This is a genomic window from Staphylococcus sp. GDX8P114P-2 (genome assembly GCF_017892945.1).
Classification (GTDB): domain Bacteria; phylum Bacillota; class Bacilli; order Staphylococcales; family Staphylococcaceae; genus Staphylococcus; species Staphylococcus arlettae.
Genome location: NZ_JAESMB010000014.1, coordinates 195,302 through 213,440 on the forward strand (window position 1 = coordinate 195,302; position 18,139 = coordinate 213,440).

Below are 18,139 nucleotides of genomic sequence, written 5' to 3' on the forward strand. Positions count from 1 at the left end.
ATATTCTGAAAGGACTGAACTAAATGATTGAAGTTGGTATAGTAGGCGGAAGTGGATACGGTGCGGTAGAACTTATTAGATTGCTCGCACATCATCCTAGTGTAAAAATTAAATATATTTTTTCACATTCTAAAGCAGGAGAACTCGTATCTGGAACTTTTCCTCACTTAAACCATTTACCCTATCGTTTTGAGTCTTTAGAAAATAATAATATTACATGTGATGTTGTGTTTTTTGCTACGCCATCAAATATAAGTAAACATTTAGCACCGAAATTTTTAGCACAAAACATTAAAGTCATTGATTTATCAGGTGATTTTAGATTAAAAGATAGAGCGGTGTATGAACAATTTTATGGAGAAACAGCAGCACCGCAATCAGCTTTGGATTCAGCTCAATACAGTATTGCAGAATGGTCGACTATTGACGCTTCTAATACACAATTGATTGCCAATCCTGGTTGTTTCCCTACAGCTACTTTATTAGCATTACACCCATTAGTAGATAGCCAAATAATTCATAATAATTCTATTATTATAGATGCTAAAACAGGTGTTTCCGGTGCTGGAAGGTCACTTGCCCAACATGTGCACTATTCAGAGATGAATGAAAATTTCAGTGCTTATGCTATAGGTAAACATAAACATAAGCCAGAAATTGAACAATATTTAACACAGCTTGCCGATGAAAAAATAGCGGTAACGTTTACCCCACATTTGGTACCGATGACACGCGGTATTTTATCAACGATTTATGTTCAATTAAAAGAACATACAACCACTGAATCCTTGCATGCACAATTTCAGCGTTATTACGCAGATGCGCCCTTTGTACGAATTAGAGACATAGGAGAATTTCCGAAAACGAAAGAGGTAGCAGGTAGTAATTTTTGTGATATTGGTGTGTACGTAAATGAAGAGAATAACCAAGCTATTATTGTGTCAGTCATTGATAATTTAGTAAAAGGTGCTAGTGGTCAAGCAATTCAAAATTTAAACAAACTTTTTGGCCTTGATTCAGCTACAGGATTGAATCAATTGCCAGTATATCCATAGATGGGAGAGATGGGATGGAAGACTATAGTAATGTACAAGTAAAAAGTAAATTAAATGTAGATTTTGAAGGTGATGTCAGCTCACCTCTAGGATTTATTGCTGGTGGTATGCATGCAGGATTAAGAAAACAAAATAATGATTTTGGGTGGATTTTTTCTACTACAGAAGCGCAAGCTGCTGGTGTGTATACGTTAAATCGTTTTAAAGCTGCGCCTTTGATCGTGACACAAGAAAGCATAGCTCAAAATCAAACATTACAAGCCATCGTAGTTAATTCTGCTAATGCCAATGCCTGTACAGGTGAACAAGGGCTGAAAGATGCTAAAGATACGCAACAATGGGTGGCAGAACAATTGAAAATTTTACCGACCAATGTTGGAGTTGCTTCCACAGGCGTGATAGGTGAATTTTTACCTATGGATAAAATTTATCATGGAACACAGAATGTATTAAAAGAACAATATAATAATAGTGAGTATTTTAATGAAGCTATTTTAACTACAGATAAATGTACTAAAAATTTAGCTGTTCAAGTAGAAATTGATGGCACAACCGTTACTATTGGCGGAACAGCCAAAGGCTCAGGTATGATTCATCCTAACATGGCCACTATGTTAGGTTTTGTAACTACTGATGCTAATATTGATGGTGAAACATTAAGCCAAAGTTTAAAAATGACGATTGATGATTCTTTTAATATGATTACCGTTGATGGCGATACAAGTACAAATGATATGGTGCTTTGTATGGCTAATGGCCAAGCGAATCACGCTCCATTAACTACTGAACACCCAGATTGGCAAGAATTCCAAGAAGCAATGCATTATGTTTGCCAATATCTTGCAAAAGAAATTGCTAAAGATGGTGAAGGTGCAACGAAGTTAGTTACAGCCAAAGTAACTGGAGCCGTTGACGATATCGATGCACGTAAAATAGCTAAAAGTATCGTGTCATCTAATTTAGTAAAAACAGCAATACATGGTGAAGATGCCAACTTTGGACGTATTGTTGCAGCTATGGGTTATGCTTCTGATCAATTTGAACCAGATGACACTTATGTTTCATTGTGTGATACAGACGTTGTTCATCAAGGAATGTCAGTAGCCTTTGATGAAGTTACGATGAAAGCAAAGCTTGAGCAAGATGATATTGTCATTGAAGCTAAAGTAGGAGATGGTCATGGTAACGCTGTTGCTTACGGTTGTGATTTGACTTATGATTATGTGCGCATAAATGCGTCATATAGAACGTGAGGATGATGAAATGAGTTATATTGTAATTAAAATAGGCGGTAGTACATTAACGAATTTAGATGATTCAATTATCCAAGATATTTATAGGTTAAAACAACAAGGTTATCAGCCAATAATAGTACACGGTGGAGGACCTTTTATTAATACAGCTTTAGCTCATAATGATGTAGCACCTGAATTTAAAGATGGGTTACGCGTAACTTCTGAACAAGTATTAAGCATAACGAGTCAGACACTAATTGGGAAAGTGAATCCTGAATTAGTAAGTAAATTTAATGTACAAGGACAAGGTGCACTTGGACTTAATGGTATAGATGCCCAATTGTTTGATATTGAACCTTTACATCAACAATATGGCTTTGTTGGTGAACCGATCAATATTAATACTGTTGCATTGAATGTGCTAGCATCAGAATTTATTCCAGTTATTGCTTCAATAGGATTGAAACAAGGTACAAAACAACAGTACAACATTAATGCAGATACTTTAGCATATAAAATAGCCGAAGTTTTAGAAGCGCCAATTTATATTTTAAGCGACATTCCAGGGGTGCTTATTGACGAAAAAGTACAGGCGTCACTCAATGCTAAAGATATTCAAAAATATATTGAACAAAAAGAAATCTATGGTGGGATGATTCCAAAGGTTCAAGATGCTGTATTAGCAATTCAACACGGCTGTCAAAAAGTAGTTATTGCAGCAGGTTCGGAAACACACATTGTGGAAAAAGTGCACAAAGGTGATACCGTTGGAACCACTATACATTGATGTATTATTAATAGATAAAAGAGGTTGGGACAAATCAATATTGTCCCAACCTTTTTTATATTATGAAGTTTTAGAGTTATTATGGGCGACTCCAGTGGGAAAGCACTCGCCGAAGACTACAGGATAAGGCAGTGCCCGTGGAAAGCGCGCACAAAAAAACTGCCAACAAACCTGAAAACTTTGTCGACAGTCTGAAACAATCACTACGATTTAGTGAGAGTTTGTTTGGATATTATTTATTGTTGATTATAAGTTGTTAATAATTCGATATAAAAATCAATAAATGTTAAATATTTTTCTTTACTTACACATTCATCTAATTGATGTGGATTTTCACCAGGACCGAAAACTAACAATGGGAATGATTCATCTTTACTTCTTAATAAATTAGAAGCATCTGTAACAGCTACAGTTGGTTCAGCTTGTAAATCTGTAGCAAATATACGATCTCCGATATTTTTAGCTGTATCAATCAAACTATTTTTACCAGTAGTTAATACTGGGTCTAAATCGAGGTATAAATCACTGACCAAGTTAGCGCCTGATTCATTATGTTTTGCTAAAGTATTGTTGAATAATTGTTTAACTTGATTATTGTCATATTCTGGTATAGTTCGAATGTTAAACTCAGCTTCAGCAGATTCTGGGATAGAGTTTACTTGTACGCCACCTTTAATCAATGTATTACTTACAACAAGTCCACTTAATACTTCTTCTACTTGAGCTGCTTGTATGGCTTGTGGTAACTGTTGACTAAATTTAGAAATCATATTAGAAAAATCAAATGCTGTGCCTTTAACTTCTTTAGCTATTTGTGTTGATGTAGTATCGATATCTTGAATAAATTCAATTAATGGTTTAATAGCATTTTTACCTAAGATAGGTAAGGAACTATGTGCAGACACACCATGTGATGTAATACGATAATCCATAGAGCCTTTATGTGCATAAACTAACATGTTTTGACATGGTTCAGCGATGATTAAAGCTTCTACATCATCCATATAACCTTGTTCATATAAACTTTGAGAACCGAGTTGTTCCATTTCTTCACCCGAAGTCGCTAGAAATCTAATTTTCCCGTAGTTTAAAGTATTGCTATTGTTGATTTCTATTAGGGCAATGGCAAGTGCAGCTAAACCTGATTTCATATCTGCAGCACCACGACCATAAAGGAAACCATCATTTTCCGTCAATTGGAATGGTTCATAGCTCCATTGACTACGATCACCTTCGGAAACTACATCCATATGACCTGAAATACCAATAACAGGTCCTGTTTCACCGATTTCAGCAATTAAATTGGCACGACGTTCATCCACTTTTTCAATCGTTGATGTAATGCCGTGTTGTTGAAATAATTTTTGGAAGTATTCACATACTTCAATTTCATTATCATTAACTGTATTCATAGCTACAATATCAGATAATATTTGTACTTTTTCATCAGTTGAAAATGTACTCATGATATATCACTCCTTTGACAAACTATATAAATTATACAGCTATAACAATTGTTTGATAAGCAAAAAGACTTAATGAAAGATTTATTAATATAATTATACAAAATGAAAACGGATTAAAAGTTTTTACAACAGTTTATTATGAACCTCGATAAATGATGATTTGAAAATTTTAGTTGTAAGGGTGAAGTCCTTGTTAGCACTGATAGTCTAAATTGAATTAGACTCCGGGAGGTCTTAAATTCATTTTTAGCGCAACTATAATAGTAAAAAAGAAGTAACAAGTAGTGAAATTTAAGCAGTTGCCAAATAGTGGAGATTACTGTATTAATTTAGGTGACGACAATGTCAATTTACAAAAGAAAGGTTAGAGGTTACATGGAAAAAGTAGTACTCGGTGTAGATATCGGTACGAGTGCAGTTAAAACAATTGTGGTTAACCAACAAGGACAAGTGTTAGCCAGTGCCAATAAGCCAATTACAACGCTACACCCACAAGCAGGATTTAGTGAACAACACCCAGATGAATGGGTGCAAGCCACTAAAGATACATTGCAGACCATTAGTGAGATGGAAAGTATGAGAGTAGTACAAGTAGAAGGAATGTCGTTTTCAGGACAAATGCATGGTTTAGTCCTTGTCGATCAATATGGTGAAGCAATTAGACCAGCCATTTTATGGAATGATACACGAACGACTGAGCAGTGTGAAATTATCAAAAAACGCTTAGGACAATATGTGCTAGGTAATCCTGTGCTAGAAGGCTTTACTTTAACTAAAATGATGTGGGTAAAACAATATGAACCTAGCAATTGGGAACGAACTTATAAGTTTTTATTACCTAAAGACTATGTTCGTTTTAAATTAACTGGAGTATTGTCTATGGAAGTGTCTGATGCTTCAAGCACTTTATTATTAGACCCGAAAACGCAACAATGGTCATATGATACTGGAGCCTTGTTTGGCATAGATGCTCAGATCTTTCCGGATCTAACTTCAGCAGAATCATATGTAGGTAATGTAAAGCCGGATGTAGCAAAGTCTCTCGGTTTGAATACTAATATTCAAGTATTTGCAGGGGGTGGTGATAACGCCTGTGCTGCATTAGGTTCAGGTGTAGTTAAGCCTCATGATACGTTATGTAGTATTGGAACCTCTGGTGTAATTTTGACTTGTGAAGCGAATGCTGCAAGCTATGGTCAAAATATGCACTTATTTCAACATGCTTTACCGCATGTATCCTACATTATGGGGGTAACTTTAGCTGCAGGAGATAGTTTGGCATGGTTCCAAAAAACACTAGCACCAGAGCTTAGCTTTGATGATATTTTGTTACTAGCTCAACAATCATCTATAGGTGCTAACGGTTTATTATTTACACCATATCTTTCAGGCGAACGTACACCTCATGGTGATGCGTATATTAGGGGGAGTTGGATTGGACTTAGTAGTTTGCATACACGTAGTGACATGGCACGTGCAGTGATTGAGGGGATTAGCTATTCCTTGTATGAGTCAATATTATATTTACGAGAAAATGGCAAGTCTTTAACACATATTACTGCTACTGGAGGTGGAGCTAAAAGTGATTTTTGGTTGCAGTTACAAGCAGATATTTTTAATGCGTCTATGCGCAAATTAAGTCATGAAGAAGGTCCGAGTATGGGAGCAGCTATTATTGCAGCAACAGGTGTTAACTGGTTTGATAGTATGGAAGCATGTAGTCGTGTTTTTGTAACTTATGACAAAGAATTTCATCCTGATAGTGTCAATCATCAGCAGTATAAGCGATATTTTGATATTTATCGTCAAGTTTATACACAAAGCCAACCACTAACGGAACAATTACTAATGATAAGTGAAGCACGAGACAATGAAATAACGCATTAGGAGCAATAAGCAACGATAAATGGATTTGCATTTTATTAATGATTAGGTTAAATTAACAATAACAATGCATTGTTGAAACAGTAAGATTAAAATTATATAGATTAGAGACCACTGGAAGTGCCTTTGAAAAGGCTGAGACTAAAGTAGTGAACTTTGGGATTCCTGGAACCTGATCCAGTTGATACTGGCGTAGGAAAGTGGCGTTGATAACATGACTAACTTTTGTGATATAGACGTTATTTTTCTACCCAGAAAAATAACGTTTTTTTATTGAGGTGTCTTTTTTTGTTAGTTGCTATTACACAGTATAAACATTTAACACATGCTGATATCGTACATTATCAACGAGTGATGCCATATATAGACTATTTGATAGTGCGTACGCCTATGACATCTACTGAGTTAATTGCATGGATACAATTAGCTATAACGTATGGAATTTCCCGCTCTAAAATAGCTATACATAGCGATATTTATGTATTAGAACAATGTGGATTAAGCGCGATTCATTTCTCAGAACGAGCAAGAGAAATACAGACGATTAAGAAAAAGTTTCCTAATGTAGTGGTAAGTATGTCGACACACAATGTCGATAGTGCACAATTTGCCTTGCAACATCATGTTGATTATATATTGTTTGGCCATATATTTCCTACAAGCTCTAAACCAGGTCAAATCCCTAGAAAGAACAAAGAGATTCAAGCAGTTTTAGCATTACCGATACCAGTAGTAGCGCTCGGAGGTATTAATGAAAATACGGCTCAACAATTATCAACTGAGTTCTATGGTATAAGTGGTATTAACTTATTTCTCGAAGCTTCACAGTTAACATTAAAAACTTTGAGTGAGGTGTGGCGTAATCATGTATGATGTACTAATTATTGGCTCAGGTGTAATGGGGATGTCCATTGCACGTGCTTTGAATAGCGAAGCTTATCGTATAGCAGTTATAGATCGTGATATACCGGGAAAACATGCCTCTTATAAAGCAGGTGGTATGCTCGGTGCACAAAATGAATTTAATAGTGATAGTGCTTTATATCGTTTAGCGTTAAAGTCTCAGCAATATTTTGAACCATTAGCACATAGTATAGCTGAAGAGGTTGGTATCGATATTGAATATAGACAAAGTGGATTGTTGAAAATAGCGGCTGAAGCACAACATAGTCATCAAGTGCTAGAGCAATATGAATTTTTACAGCAACATAATCCGCAAGTGCGATTACTGACAAATAAAGACATACAACAATATAGAAACTATGATATTTCTTTTCCAACAAATACAGCATTTCATATTCCAGAGGATCATCAAATCAATGCTAATCGTTATACAAAAGCATTATTAGCTTCATTACACAAACGTCATATAGAACGTATATTTTCTACAGAAGTCACCGACATCCAAGCAGGCCATGAAGGTTATAGTGTTTGTACTAATAAAGGTAAATTTGCAGCTCAAAAAGTAATCGTAGCTGGTGGAGCATGGAGTCATTATTTGTTGAATGGTCAGCTGAAAGCCCATGAACCTACTGGTGTCAAAGGTGAAGTGATGTTATTCGAATCACGGGATATACAATTAGCTACTACATTATTTTTTACTGATGGCTGTTATATAGTACCTAAAATGAAACAGCGTTATTTAATTGGTGCGACTAGTTATTTTAATGATTATTCCGTAAATGTTACTGCCGGAGGAATGCAGTGCTTGTTACACCAAGCACTAACATACGTGCCAGCATTGGGGAATGCTACTATTATAAAGCATTGGTCTGGTGTCAGACCGTATACCAATCAAGAAAAGCCGGTCATGGATGAGATACAACAGGGCTTATTTGTCATTACTGGACATTATCGCAATGGTATTTTGTTGTCACCGGTAGTAGGTGAACTCATTGCGTTGTGGTTGAAAAGTGGTGTGAAACCTGAAATTTTAAATGATTTTAAATTAGGAGGTTGTACGAGTGGAAGTTATTATTAATGGCGATACATTTCATTTTGAACAAGAATTATCCATTGTTGCAATACTCAAGGAATTAGAAATAGATGAGAATAGAGTTGTCGTTGAACACAATCAACAATTAATACAACAAGCACAGTTTCACAATCAGATGGTGAAATCATCAGACCGATTAGAACTATTAGAATTCGTAGGAGGCGGTTAAATATGTTAGAAATAGGTCCATTTAAATTGAAGTCACGCTTATTATTAGGTACTGGGAAATTTGATAATGAACAAATACAGTCAGCAGCGATTACAGCTTCTGAAACTGAAGTATTAACGTTTGCAGTAAGAAGAATGAATTTATATGATAAGGAATTACCTAATCCATTAGCTAACGTAAATTTATCAAAATATATTACATTTCCTAACACTGCTGGTGCACATACTGCAGCCGAAGCAGTACGTATTGCTGAAATTGCCCAGCATGCAGGTGTTTGTGACATGATTAAAGTAGAAGTGATAGGGGATGATGACACATTATTACCGGATCCACTTGAAACATATGAAGCTTGTAAAATTTTATTGGATAAAGGTTATATTGTATGTCCTTATATCTCTAATGATGTAGTGTTAGCCAAACGATTAGTTGAGTTAGGGGTTCATGCAGTTATGCCTCTTGCTTCACCTATTGGTACGGGGAGAGGTATTAATAATCCTTTAAATTTACGTTATATTATTGAAAAAGTAACAGTGCCAGTAATTGTTGATGCTGGTATTGGTTCGGCAAAAGATGCATGCCATGCTATGGAACTTGGTGCAGATGCTATTTTGCTTAATACAGCTATTTCAAGTGCTACAGATCCGGTGAAAATGGCTGAAGCGATGCGTTATGGGATAGCAGCTGGTCGTTTAAGTTATGAAGCGGGACGTATTCCAATACGTTATACAGCGCAAGCTTCTAGTCCTACAGAAGGTATTGGCTTTTTATGATTCAACGTTATGAAAGACAACTGCGCTTTCCACAATTTGGTGAAACAGGGCAACGACAATTAATGGCGCTGCATGTGATGATAGTTGGTGTGGGTGCCTTAGGTAGTCATGTTGCGGAAATGTTGGCACGTATGGGGATTGGCAAGTTAACTATTATTGATATGGATATTGTAGAGTTGTCTAATTTACACCGTCAAACTTTGTATAATGAACAAGATGCTGAACAAGTGTTGCCAAAGGTTGTGGCACTTGAACGCCACTTACAGCGTATCAATAGCTCAGTTACTGTTGAGTCCTATGACTGTGAACTGACTACTACGAATATAGAAGGGATATTACAAGATACTAATCCACATGTTGTAATTGATGGTATGGACCACTTTCGTATTAGGTATCTGATTAATGAGGCATGTCATAAGCATCAAATACCATGGATTTATGGTGCCGCCGTAGGAAGTAAAGGGACGGTTTATGGTATTGATTTTCAAGGCCCGTGCTTAAAATGTTTATTAAATACTATCCCTGACACAGCAGAAAGTTGTGCCGTTAATGGTGTTTTACCAACTGTAGTGACACAGGTGGCGAGTTTGGAAGTGAGTGAATTAGTGCGCTATGCTGCTGGTGTTGGGTTTTCTGGTAAATTACTGACGGTAGATACATTTAAACTTAATCATCAAGGTATTAATGTTACAACATTGAGAGACCACAATTGTCCTGTTTGTAAAAACCAACAATATGAACTATTGAATAAACCAATGCAACAGCGTATTGAAGCGTTGTGTGGTAATACTTACTTGTTTAGGTTTGAAGCATCTGCTTTTAAAAATGCTCAGTATTTACCAGGTCAGTTTATTAAAGCAAATCCATTTGCCAAAATTTTCTCTTATGACCACGTGCAATGTACTTTATTTCAAGATGGTAGAATGAATGTCTATGGGTTGTCTGATGATAATGAGGCACAACAATTGTACAGTCAATTTGAAAAATCAATAAAGTAATTAATTTGATGGAAGTACTATCTGTATAAATATAGTGTTCTCAGACTGCCGACAAAGTTTTTAACTTTGTTGGCAGTATTTTTGTGCGTACTTTCTTCCAGAGTCGGGCACAAAGACCGACTATATAAATTAACAACAATGGTTTTTATGTTGTGATGATACTGGGAGGATATTGATTGTCTTAGTCTCTTTTTCATATGGGCAGTAGCTGACTGCATTGAAAATGCGCTTCAAACCGAGCTTTTTTTTAACGCTAGTCATCCTTGCCGGGGTGGGACGACAAAATCATTTTTTCAAAATCAGATTTCTGTCCCACTCTCTTTATAATGTCTAAATGGTATAGTTTTATGCTAAGTGAATAGTAAAACAAAGAGAAAGTGAAAATAAACGAAAATAAATGAAAATAAATTTGCATTATAAGAAAAAATGCAATAGAATTACACTAACAAATGAAAACGTTTTCTTTTAGGTTGTTTAATTTATAGTGAGAGTAACGAATGACGTTACTGGTGTGGAATTGCATAGTGCGTTCCAACACTACGTAAATGAATAATATACAATAAAGGGATGTGTTAGTATGAATAACAAATTGGCGAAGGTGGGAATGCCACCGACACTATTATGGGGGTATATCGGTGTATTAATTTTTATGATGGGTGATGGATTAGAGCTTGCATGGATTAGTCCATATTTAGTAGATCAAGGATTATCAGTTCATCAAACCGCGATATTAACGACATCATATGGTGTTACAATTGCTATTGGTTCTTGGCTATCTGGAGTGTTAGTAGAAAGTTTTGGTCCACGGAAAGTAATGCTGTTAGGAACAGGACTTTATATTATTGGTCATGCGATATTTGTAGGGTTTGCAATACCTGCATTAAATTATGAACTTATGATACCATCTTATGCAATTAGAGGGTTTGGTTATCCATTATTTGCGTATTCATTTTTAGTGTGGGTTGCATATCGTTCACCACAAAAACGTTTAGGAGCCGCTGTAGGTTGGTTTTGGTTTGTATTTACAGGTGGCTTAAGTGTATTAGGCGCATTTTATTCATCATTTTCTATTAACTTATTTGGTCACTTTGCAACACTATGGACAGCGATTATTTGGGTTTTAATTGGTACATTCTTAGCTGTTTTCGTGAATAAAGATGAATTTAATTTAGAAGAAAGAGAAGGCGGAGCAAAAGCACATATATCAGAAATGCTTGCAGGAATTACTATTCTAATAAGAGAACCGCGAGTTGCAGTAGCATGTATCGTGCGTATTATTAATCAAGCTGCACAGTATGCATTTCCACTATTTTTACCTATATATTTATCGACTAAAGGTATTGAAACGACGACATGGTTAAATATTTGGGGAACTATATTTGTCGCAAATATTATTTTTAATCTTATTTTTGGGGCATTAAGTGATAAGATTGGTTGGAAAAATACCATTTCCTATATCGGAGGAATTGGTTGTGCCATTTTCACATTAGGTTTATATTTTATACCAGAAATGTTCACAGGTAATGTCTTTATAGTTGGACTAGTTGGATTTTTATGGGGAATGTGTTTAGCCGGCTTTGTACCTATTTCAGCACTTGTACCATCTTTAGTTGGAGATGGTGATAAAGGACCTGCGATGGCTATTTTAAACTTAGGCGCAGGACTATGTGTATTTGTTGGACCTGGTTTAGTAGCATTATTTTACGATGCTATAGGTGTACAAGGTATGATGTATTTATTATTTGGATTATATGCTGCAAGTGCTATTATGACTCGCTTCCTCAAAACACCAGAAGAAAGATCCGGAGGCAAACAACTAAAAGAAGAAATATCTTAATGACAAGTTTGAGACATAGTAAATAAAACAATAACAGTGACGTGATTCCACAATAACTATTTAGGAATCACGTCACTTTTTTATGTGTACTATTTTTTAGCAAGATAATTGAAATGTAATGAATTAGAAAAAGTCTGATTAAAGATGTATATAAAAACGTGTAAATTAACTCTATTATGGTTGGTGTCGTTATTTATAAAAGCTTTTATTACAGTATTTTGATGTTATTTGCAATATTTTAAACTAGTAATGGATTAATTGTTATATTAAATATATGCAAATTTTAGTATATTTATACTTGATTTTTCACGCTATCCCGTTTAGTATTAAATATAATCTTAGGATATTGGAGAGTGATCTAGTTGGGGCGTACACAACAGAATTAAACAAATTGCAAAGTTTTAAAGGACAAAGTTTTTTAAAAACGTCAGATTTTACTGCGGATGAATTATTAACTTTGATTGACTTTACAGGTGAATTGAAAGAAAAGAAAAATAGAGGTATCCCACATCCTTATTTAAAAGGTAAAAATTTGGCATTGTTATTTGAAAAACCATCGACGCGAACACGTGCTGCATTTAGTGTTGCAGCATGTGACTTAGGAGCAACCGCTGAATATTTTGGTCAAGGTGATATTCATTTAGGTGTTAAAGAATCCACTGAAGACACTGCCAAAGTATTAGGCAGAATGTATGATGGCATTGAATTTAGAGGTTATTATCAACAAGATGTTGAAACATTGGCTAACCATGCAGGAGTACCAGTGTGGAACGGTCTTACAAACGAATGGCATCCAACGCAAATGATAGCGGATTTCTTCACATTAAAAGAAACGTGGGGCACATTCGAAGACAAAACTTTAACTTACATTGGCGATGCACAGAATAATGTAGCTCAAGATTTATTAGTGACAGGTGCAATTTTAGGAATAAATGTTCACATTGCAGCACCTAAAACGTTGCAACCAGATATTAAAATACAAGAATTAGCGCAGTACTATGCTAATAAGTCAGGTAGCAAAATATTAATTACTGAGGATGTGCAACAAGCTGTTTTTCAAACGGATGCGATTTATACAGATGTGTGGTTTTCTATGGGCGATGACCAATCTGTATATCAGTCACGTATAGAACAATTATTGCCATATCAAGTAAACGAAAAAATGCTAACAACTACAATGAATCCAGATGTTATCGTATTGCATTGTTTACCTGCCTTTCACGATCTAAATACAGAAGTAGGTCAAAAAATATATGAGCAATTTGGCATTTCCGAAATGGAAATTACTGACCAAGTATTTAGAGGCGATCATTCAGTTGTTTTTGACCAAGCCGAAAACAGGTTGCATTCTATAAAGTCCATTTTGTCTGTGACTTTAGGTGACATTTTTTAAGTAGTAACGCAATCTAATAATCAAGTAAGTGAATAAAATATAGCGCAAACTGGTAGTTATCATAAACAGATAACTACCAGTTTTTATTGATCAAAGTAAAAAGACTAAGTTCAATGTAGACATGGATAATAATTGAAAAAGCTAACAAATACAATTAAGATGTAATTATACACATAAAAGGGGTGAGTTTGATGGTAAATGTAAAAAAAGAACGCATGAAGATTTATGTTTTAGACAATGGACGTATGAAAATGGATAAAAATTTGATGATTGCTAACGCGAATCAAGCAACATTAGATGCGCCTAATGCACCAAACGAAATGCATGAATTTCCGATTTATACAGTGTTTATTGACCACCCAGATGCCAAAATACTTTTTGATACTGCTTGTAATCCAAATGCTATGGGAGAGAATGGGCGCTGGATATCTGCAACACAAAAAGCCTTTCCTTATTTTGCAGATGAGTCATGTCATTTACCCAACAGGTTAGAGCAAATCGGAGTTGATCCTAAGGAAGTTGATTTTGTAGTTGCTTCGCATCTACATCTGGATCATGCAGGGTGCTTGGAATATTTTACCAATGCGACAATTATTGTACATGATGATGAATTAAGTGGTGCTATGAAAACATATGCGCGCAATCAACAAGCTGGGGCATACATTTGGGCAGATATAGATGCCTGGATTAAAAGTAATTTAACGTGGCGCACCGTCTCCAAAGAAGATGACAATCTCAAATTGGTTGAAGGCGTGCGTGTTTTAAACTATGGTAGCGGACATGCATGGGGACTTATTGGTTTAGAGATAGAGAGTTCAGAATTAGGCACTATTATTTTAGCATCAGATGCCATTTATACGAAAGAAAGCATGGGGACACCTTTTAAACCACCTGGCATATTATATGATTCAATTGGTTGGACGAAGTCTGTAGAGAAAATAAAAAAACTAGCAGACGAGAAAAATGCTCAAATATGGTTTGGTCATGATGGAGAACAATTCCAAGGTTTCAGAAAATCTACAGAAGGATTTTATGAATAATTTAAATTTTGTAGTGAAGGGTGATATTAATGCAAACGAAAGCAGCATTGTTAACAGAAATGGGCAAAGAGAAACCATATGCGCAATCGCAGCCATTATCAATAAAAAAGGTAGAATTAGCAGAACCTCAAAAAAATGAAGTATTAATTAAAATTGGGGCAACAGGACTATGTCATTCTGATTTATCCGTGATAAATGGAAGTAGACCAAGGCCAATGCCTATGGTGCTGGGTCATGAAGCTACAGGCGAAGTGGTTCAGCTTGGTAAAGATGTCGAAGATTTTGACGTCGGAGATCATGTAGTGTGTACCTTTATTCCTAGTTGCGGCAAATGTTTACCGTGTAAAGAAGGAAGACCAGCTTTATGTGAGCGTGGCGCAAAATCAAACGAACAAGGTGAAATGTTAGGCGGTGGTTATCGTTTATCCTCCGCAGAAGAAGATACTATACATCATCATCTGGGCGTGTCAGGATTTTCTGAATATGCGGTCGTTTCTACACATTCAATTGTTAAAGTAGATAAATCGATACCATTTGAAATGGTAGCAATTTTTGGGTGTGCAGTAATCACAGGTATTGGTGCTGTAGTTAATACTGCACAAGTACAAGCAGGCAGTACAGTGGCGGTCGTTGGATTAGGTGGTATAGGTTTAAATGCCATTATGGGAGCGAAATTAGCAGGGGCGAGTGAAATTATTGCTTTAGATATTAATGAAGATAAGTTTGATTTAGCCAAAAGTTTAGGTGCCACTGCCGTATTTAATTCTGGTGATGACGATGTCGCATCAGCAGTTAAAAAATATGTACAAGGTGGCGTTGATTATGCGTTTGAAACTGCAGGGGTAGTTCCTGCTATGGACGTCGCATATGCCATTACCAAACGTGGTGGGGTGACTACGACAACAGGCTTGCCAGATCCGAGCCATCAATTTTCACTACCACAAGTAACGCTGGCTGCTGAAGAACGTACAATCAAAGGTTCCTATGTAGGCAGTTGTGTTCCTGAGCGTGACATACCTCATTTTATAACTTTGTATAATCAAAAACGATTGCCAGTCGATACTTTATTAACAGATGTTATAACATTGGATGATATTAATGAAGGTTTTGATCGGTTAGATCGTGGAGAAGCAGCACGTCTTGTAGTGAAAATGCCGACTTAAAACAAGTTTGAAGTAATGCGCAGAGGCAGTTAACCATGGTCGCGGATAAGGACTACTAAAACAAATGTAAACTTAATTATATAAAAGGTTTACATTTGTGGTATACTATTCTCATATTTAGGGGGGATAGTATGGAAATCGCGCATAATATATTAGCAGGTCAGCACTTAACTGCAGAAGAAGCGTATGAATTATATCAAGATAATAATATCGATACCATGGATTTAGTGTATGAAGCTTACCAACTACGTCAGCATTTTTATGGTAAAAAAGTAAAATTAAATATGATCTTAAATGCCAAAAGTGGTATATGTCCAGAAGACTGTGGTTACTGCGGCCAATCACGAGATATGAAACAAAAGCAACGCTATGCACTAGTGTCACAGGAAGAAATAGAGCGTGGTGCAGAAGCCGCTAATAATCATCAAATTGGAACATATTGTATCGTAATGAGTGGTCGAGGCCCGAGTGATAAAGAAGTGGATCATATTGCACATACGGTTGAAAGTATTAAACAAAAACATCCACAATTAAAAATTTGTGCATGTTTAGGCTTAGCAAATGAGGAACAAGCAGAACGTTTAAAAGCTGCGGGAGTTGATCGTTATAATCACAACTTAAATACTAGTGAGCATTATCACAGCGAAGTGGTCTCTACCCATACGTATGAACAACGCGTCCAAACAGTCGAAATTATGAAGAAACATCAAATTTCACCGTGTTCAGGTGTGATTTGCGGTATGGGTGAGAGCCATCAAGATCGTATTGATATGGCCTTTGCACTTAAACAAATTGATGCTGACAGTATACCGATTAATTTTCTACATCCTATTAAAGGTACTAAATTTGGAGAGATGGATGAGTTAACGCCACTAAAATGTCTTAGAATTTTAGCGATGTTTCGTTTAATTAATCCAACTAAAGAAATCCGTATAGCTGGTGGCAGAGAAGTGAATTTAAAATCATTACAACCTACAGCATTATTAGTAGCTAATTCAATATTTGTAGGTGACTATTTAATAACAGGTGGACAACCTAATCAGCTTGATTTTGACATGATTCAAGATATGGGATTTGAAGTTGATTACGATACCAATATACCTACGACATCTTAAAATAAAGGAGCTAGCGGTGAGACCAAATAAGGTAATGATGTATTGCCAAGGTTGCAGCACCTCTAGCTCCGTTTAATTCGTGATAAGGAACAATTTCGAAGTTAATTTCATTACTTTTACCATACAGATTTTTGTGATGGATATATTCTTCTAATATTTGCGATGTAATATCATTATTAAAAATAGGACCGTGTAAATAAATTTTTGGTGCATCAATTAACAAGGTAAGGTTATTTAGGGTAATTGATACAGCTTGCATTGCTTCTTTAATAATTCGTATCATGGCAATATCTCCTAAGTGATAAGCTTCAATCACAGTATCTAAAGTAATTTCCTCGCTACAAGATACTAAACTATGCAAGAAGGTATTTTTACTATTTTGGAAAATACTTTGAGCTTTTGCGATGATATGAAAGCCACCAACATAAGTTTGCAAACAACCATTTCTACCACATTCACATAAAGGGCCATCGGGTTGGATTATGGTATGGCCAATTTCACCTACAGAAAAATTTCTTTTTCCATATAAATCTTCTTGATAAATACTAGAAGAAAAAATACCGTGAACAGCATGAAAAAATATAAAATTTTGCCCCTTATTTTTTGCAGTCATCAGATGCTCATAAAGACTCATACAATGTACATTATTTTCTAAATAGGTAGTGGAGCGACCTCGAAGACTGATTTTATATCAAAGTTTTTCCATTCGCTGACTGATGCTATAGTTTTTTCTCCTTTATTGAAATGTCCCGGTAACGCAATACCGATTGCTTTAACATTGAGTTGGTTATGTTTTTTGATAAAACGTAACATTTGTTGCTTTACGAATGTTGCAGCAATAATATTGTCTGGTGAAGTAGGAAATTGCGTAATATATGCTGTATCAATGATTTCACCAGTATTCGTTGTTAAACAGAATGACAAAAAGCTACGTGATAATTCCATGCCAATGTAATAACTATGATGATTACAAATAGATAACAATATCTTTTTTCGTCCGGAACCCATTTGAGTTGTGATAGTTGAAGCGGTAGGTGCATTATCAATCAGCCCTTCTGATAGTAATTCAGCTGTAACTTCTGTTGTTGTTGCGGGAGTTATGCCGGTGTTATGAGCAATATCGACACGTGAAATAGGGCCACGTAAATACAACTCATTAAGTATTTGTCCCCTTATATATAGTTGTTTCGTTGTTTTTTTCAACATTTATCCCGCCATTTCATTAGTGATT

General features: G+C 35.7%; 17 protein-coding genes and 1 riboswitch. Of the genes, 14 read left to right on the forward strand and 3 right to left on the reverse strand.

Features of this window, described 5'->3' with window-relative positions; translation table 11 throughout:
- The first annotated feature begins 23 nt into the window (after positions 1-23).
- From argC to argB, 3 genes are read left to right on the forward strand one after another with little or no spacing between them, the layout of a single operon-like run.
- Positions 24-1,055: an N-acetyl-gamma-glutamyl-phosphate reductase gene (argC, locus tag KA845_RS08135; RefSeq protein WP_021459657.1), complete on the forward strand. Its 1,032-nt coding sequence runs from the start codon at positions 24-26 to the stop codon at positions 1,053-1,055.
- A 14-nt stretch (positions 1,056-1,069) separates the two neighbouring features.
- Complete coding sequence (gene argJ, locus KA845_RS08140) at positions 1,070-2,308, forward strand: bifunctional glutamate N-acetyltransferase/amino-acid acetyltransferase ArgJ (RefSeq protein ID WP_103388215.1); 1,239 nt, start codon at positions 1,070-1,072, stop codon at positions 2,306-2,308.
- A gap of 10 nt (positions 2,309-2,318) precedes the next feature.
- Entirely contained in the window at positions 2,319-3,077 is a 759-nt protein-coding gene (argB, locus tag KA845_RS08145; protein ID WP_103388359.1) for an acetylglutamate kinase, read from the forward strand.
- 236 nt (positions 3,078-3,313) lie between these two features.
- Here argB and KA845_RS08150 read toward each other — a convergent pair whose 3' ends face one another.
- Positions 3,314-4,543: an ArgE/DapE family deacylase gene (locus KA845_RS08150; protein ID WP_103388214.1), complete on the reverse strand. Its 1,230-nt coding sequence runs from the start codon at positions 4,541-4,543 to the stop codon at positions 3,314-3,316.
- Positions 4,544-4,918: 375 nt separating this feature from the next.
- Between KA845_RS08150 and xylB the strand changes: the two genes are divergently transcribed.
- The 11 genes from xylB (at position 4,919) to bioB (ending at position 16,908) form a co-directional block, all read left to right on the forward strand.
- A complete protein-coding gene (gene xylB / locus KA845_RS08155) occupies positions 4,919-6,430 on the forward strand; it encodes a xylulokinase (protein WP_103388213.1) in 1,512 nt (503 codons plus the stop codon).
- A gap of 103 nt (positions 6,431-6,533) precedes the next feature.
- Positions 6,534-6,643, forward strand: a riboswitch (TPP riboswitch).
- 72 nt (positions 6,644-6,715) lie between these two features.
- Positions 6,716-7,300: a thiamine phosphate synthase gene (locus KA845_RS08160; RefSeq protein ID WP_002508864.1), complete on the forward strand. Its 585-nt coding sequence runs from the start codon at positions 6,716-6,718 to the stop codon at positions 7,298-7,300.
- Positions 7,293-8,408, forward strand: coding sequence for a glycine oxidase ThiO (gene thiO / locus KA845_RS08165; protein WP_103388212.1), 1,116 nt, complete (start codon positions 7,293-7,295; stop codon positions 8,406-8,408). Before KA845_RS08160 ends, thiO begins: the two co-directional genes overlap by 8 nt.
- On the forward strand, positions 8,392-8,592 hold the full coding sequence (thiS, locus tag KA845_RS08170; protein WP_002508862.1) for a sulfur carrier protein ThiS: 201 nt from the start codon (positions 8,392-8,394) through the stop codon (positions 8,590-8,592). The genes thiO and thiS overlap by 17 nt, the downstream gene beginning before the upstream one ends.
- 2 nt (positions 8,593-8,594) lie before the next feature.
- A complete protein-coding gene (locus KA845_RS08175; RefSeq protein WP_002508861.1) occupies positions 8,595-9,362 on the forward strand; it encodes a thiazole synthase in 768 nt (255 codons plus the stop codon).
- Positions 9,362-10,360, forward strand: coding sequence for a ThiF family adenylyltransferase (locus KA845_RS08180; protein ID WP_031266776.1), 999 nt, complete (start codon positions 9,362-9,364; stop codon positions 10,358-10,360). The genes KA845_RS08175 and KA845_RS08180 overlap by 1 nt, the downstream gene beginning before the upstream one ends.
- Before the next feature lie 577 nt (positions 10,361-10,937).
- Positions 10,938-12,197: an MFS transporter gene (locus KA845_RS08185; protein WP_210127943.1), complete on the forward strand. Its 1,260-nt coding sequence runs from the start codon at positions 10,938-10,940 to the stop codon at positions 12,195-12,197.
- 391 nt (positions 12,198-12,588) lie between these two features.
- The gene (gene argF, locus KA845_RS08190; protein WP_210127945.1) at positions 12,589-13,590 is read left to right on the forward strand and encodes an ornithine carbamoyltransferase; all 1,002 of its coding nucleotides are present in this window, start codon (positions 12,589-12,591) and stop codon (positions 13,588-13,590) included.
- A gap of 191 nt (positions 13,591-13,781) precedes the next feature.
- Entirely contained in the window at positions 13,782-14,630 is an 849-nt protein-coding gene (ahlS, locus tag KA845_RS08195; protein ID WP_021459651.1) for an AhlS family quorum-quenching N-acyl homoserine lactonase, read from the forward strand.
- 29 nt (positions 14,631-14,659) lie between these two features.
- Positions 14,660-15,793, forward strand: coding sequence for a zinc-dependent alcohol dehydrogenase family protein (locus tag KA845_RS08200; protein WP_210127947.1), 1,134 nt, complete (start codon positions 14,660-14,662; stop codon positions 15,791-15,793).
- A gap of 131 nt (positions 15,794-15,924) precedes the next feature.
- Positions 15,925-16,908, forward strand: a complete 984-nt coding sequence (gene bioB / locus KA845_RS08205) for a biotin synthase BioB (protein WP_210127948.1) — start codon at positions 15,925-15,927, stop codon at positions 16,906-16,908.
- 10 nt (positions 16,909-16,918) lie between these two features.
- Here bioB and KA845_RS13030 read toward each other — a convergent pair whose 3' ends face one another.
- Together KA845_RS13030 and KA845_RS13035 are read right to left on the reverse strand one after the other, a co-directional pair.
- Positions 16,919-17,542, reverse strand: a complete 624-nt coding sequence (locus KA845_RS13030; protein WP_481906366.1) for an ROK family protein — start codon at positions 17,540-17,542, stop codon at positions 16,919-16,921.
- Between the two features lie 17 nt (positions 17,543-17,559).
- Positions 17,560-18,114, reverse strand: a complete 555-nt coding sequence (locus KA845_RS13035; protein WP_245338059.1) for an ROK family transcriptional regulator — start codon at positions 18,112-18,114, stop codon at positions 17,560-17,562.
- Positions 18,115-18,139: the final 25 nt, after the last annotated feature.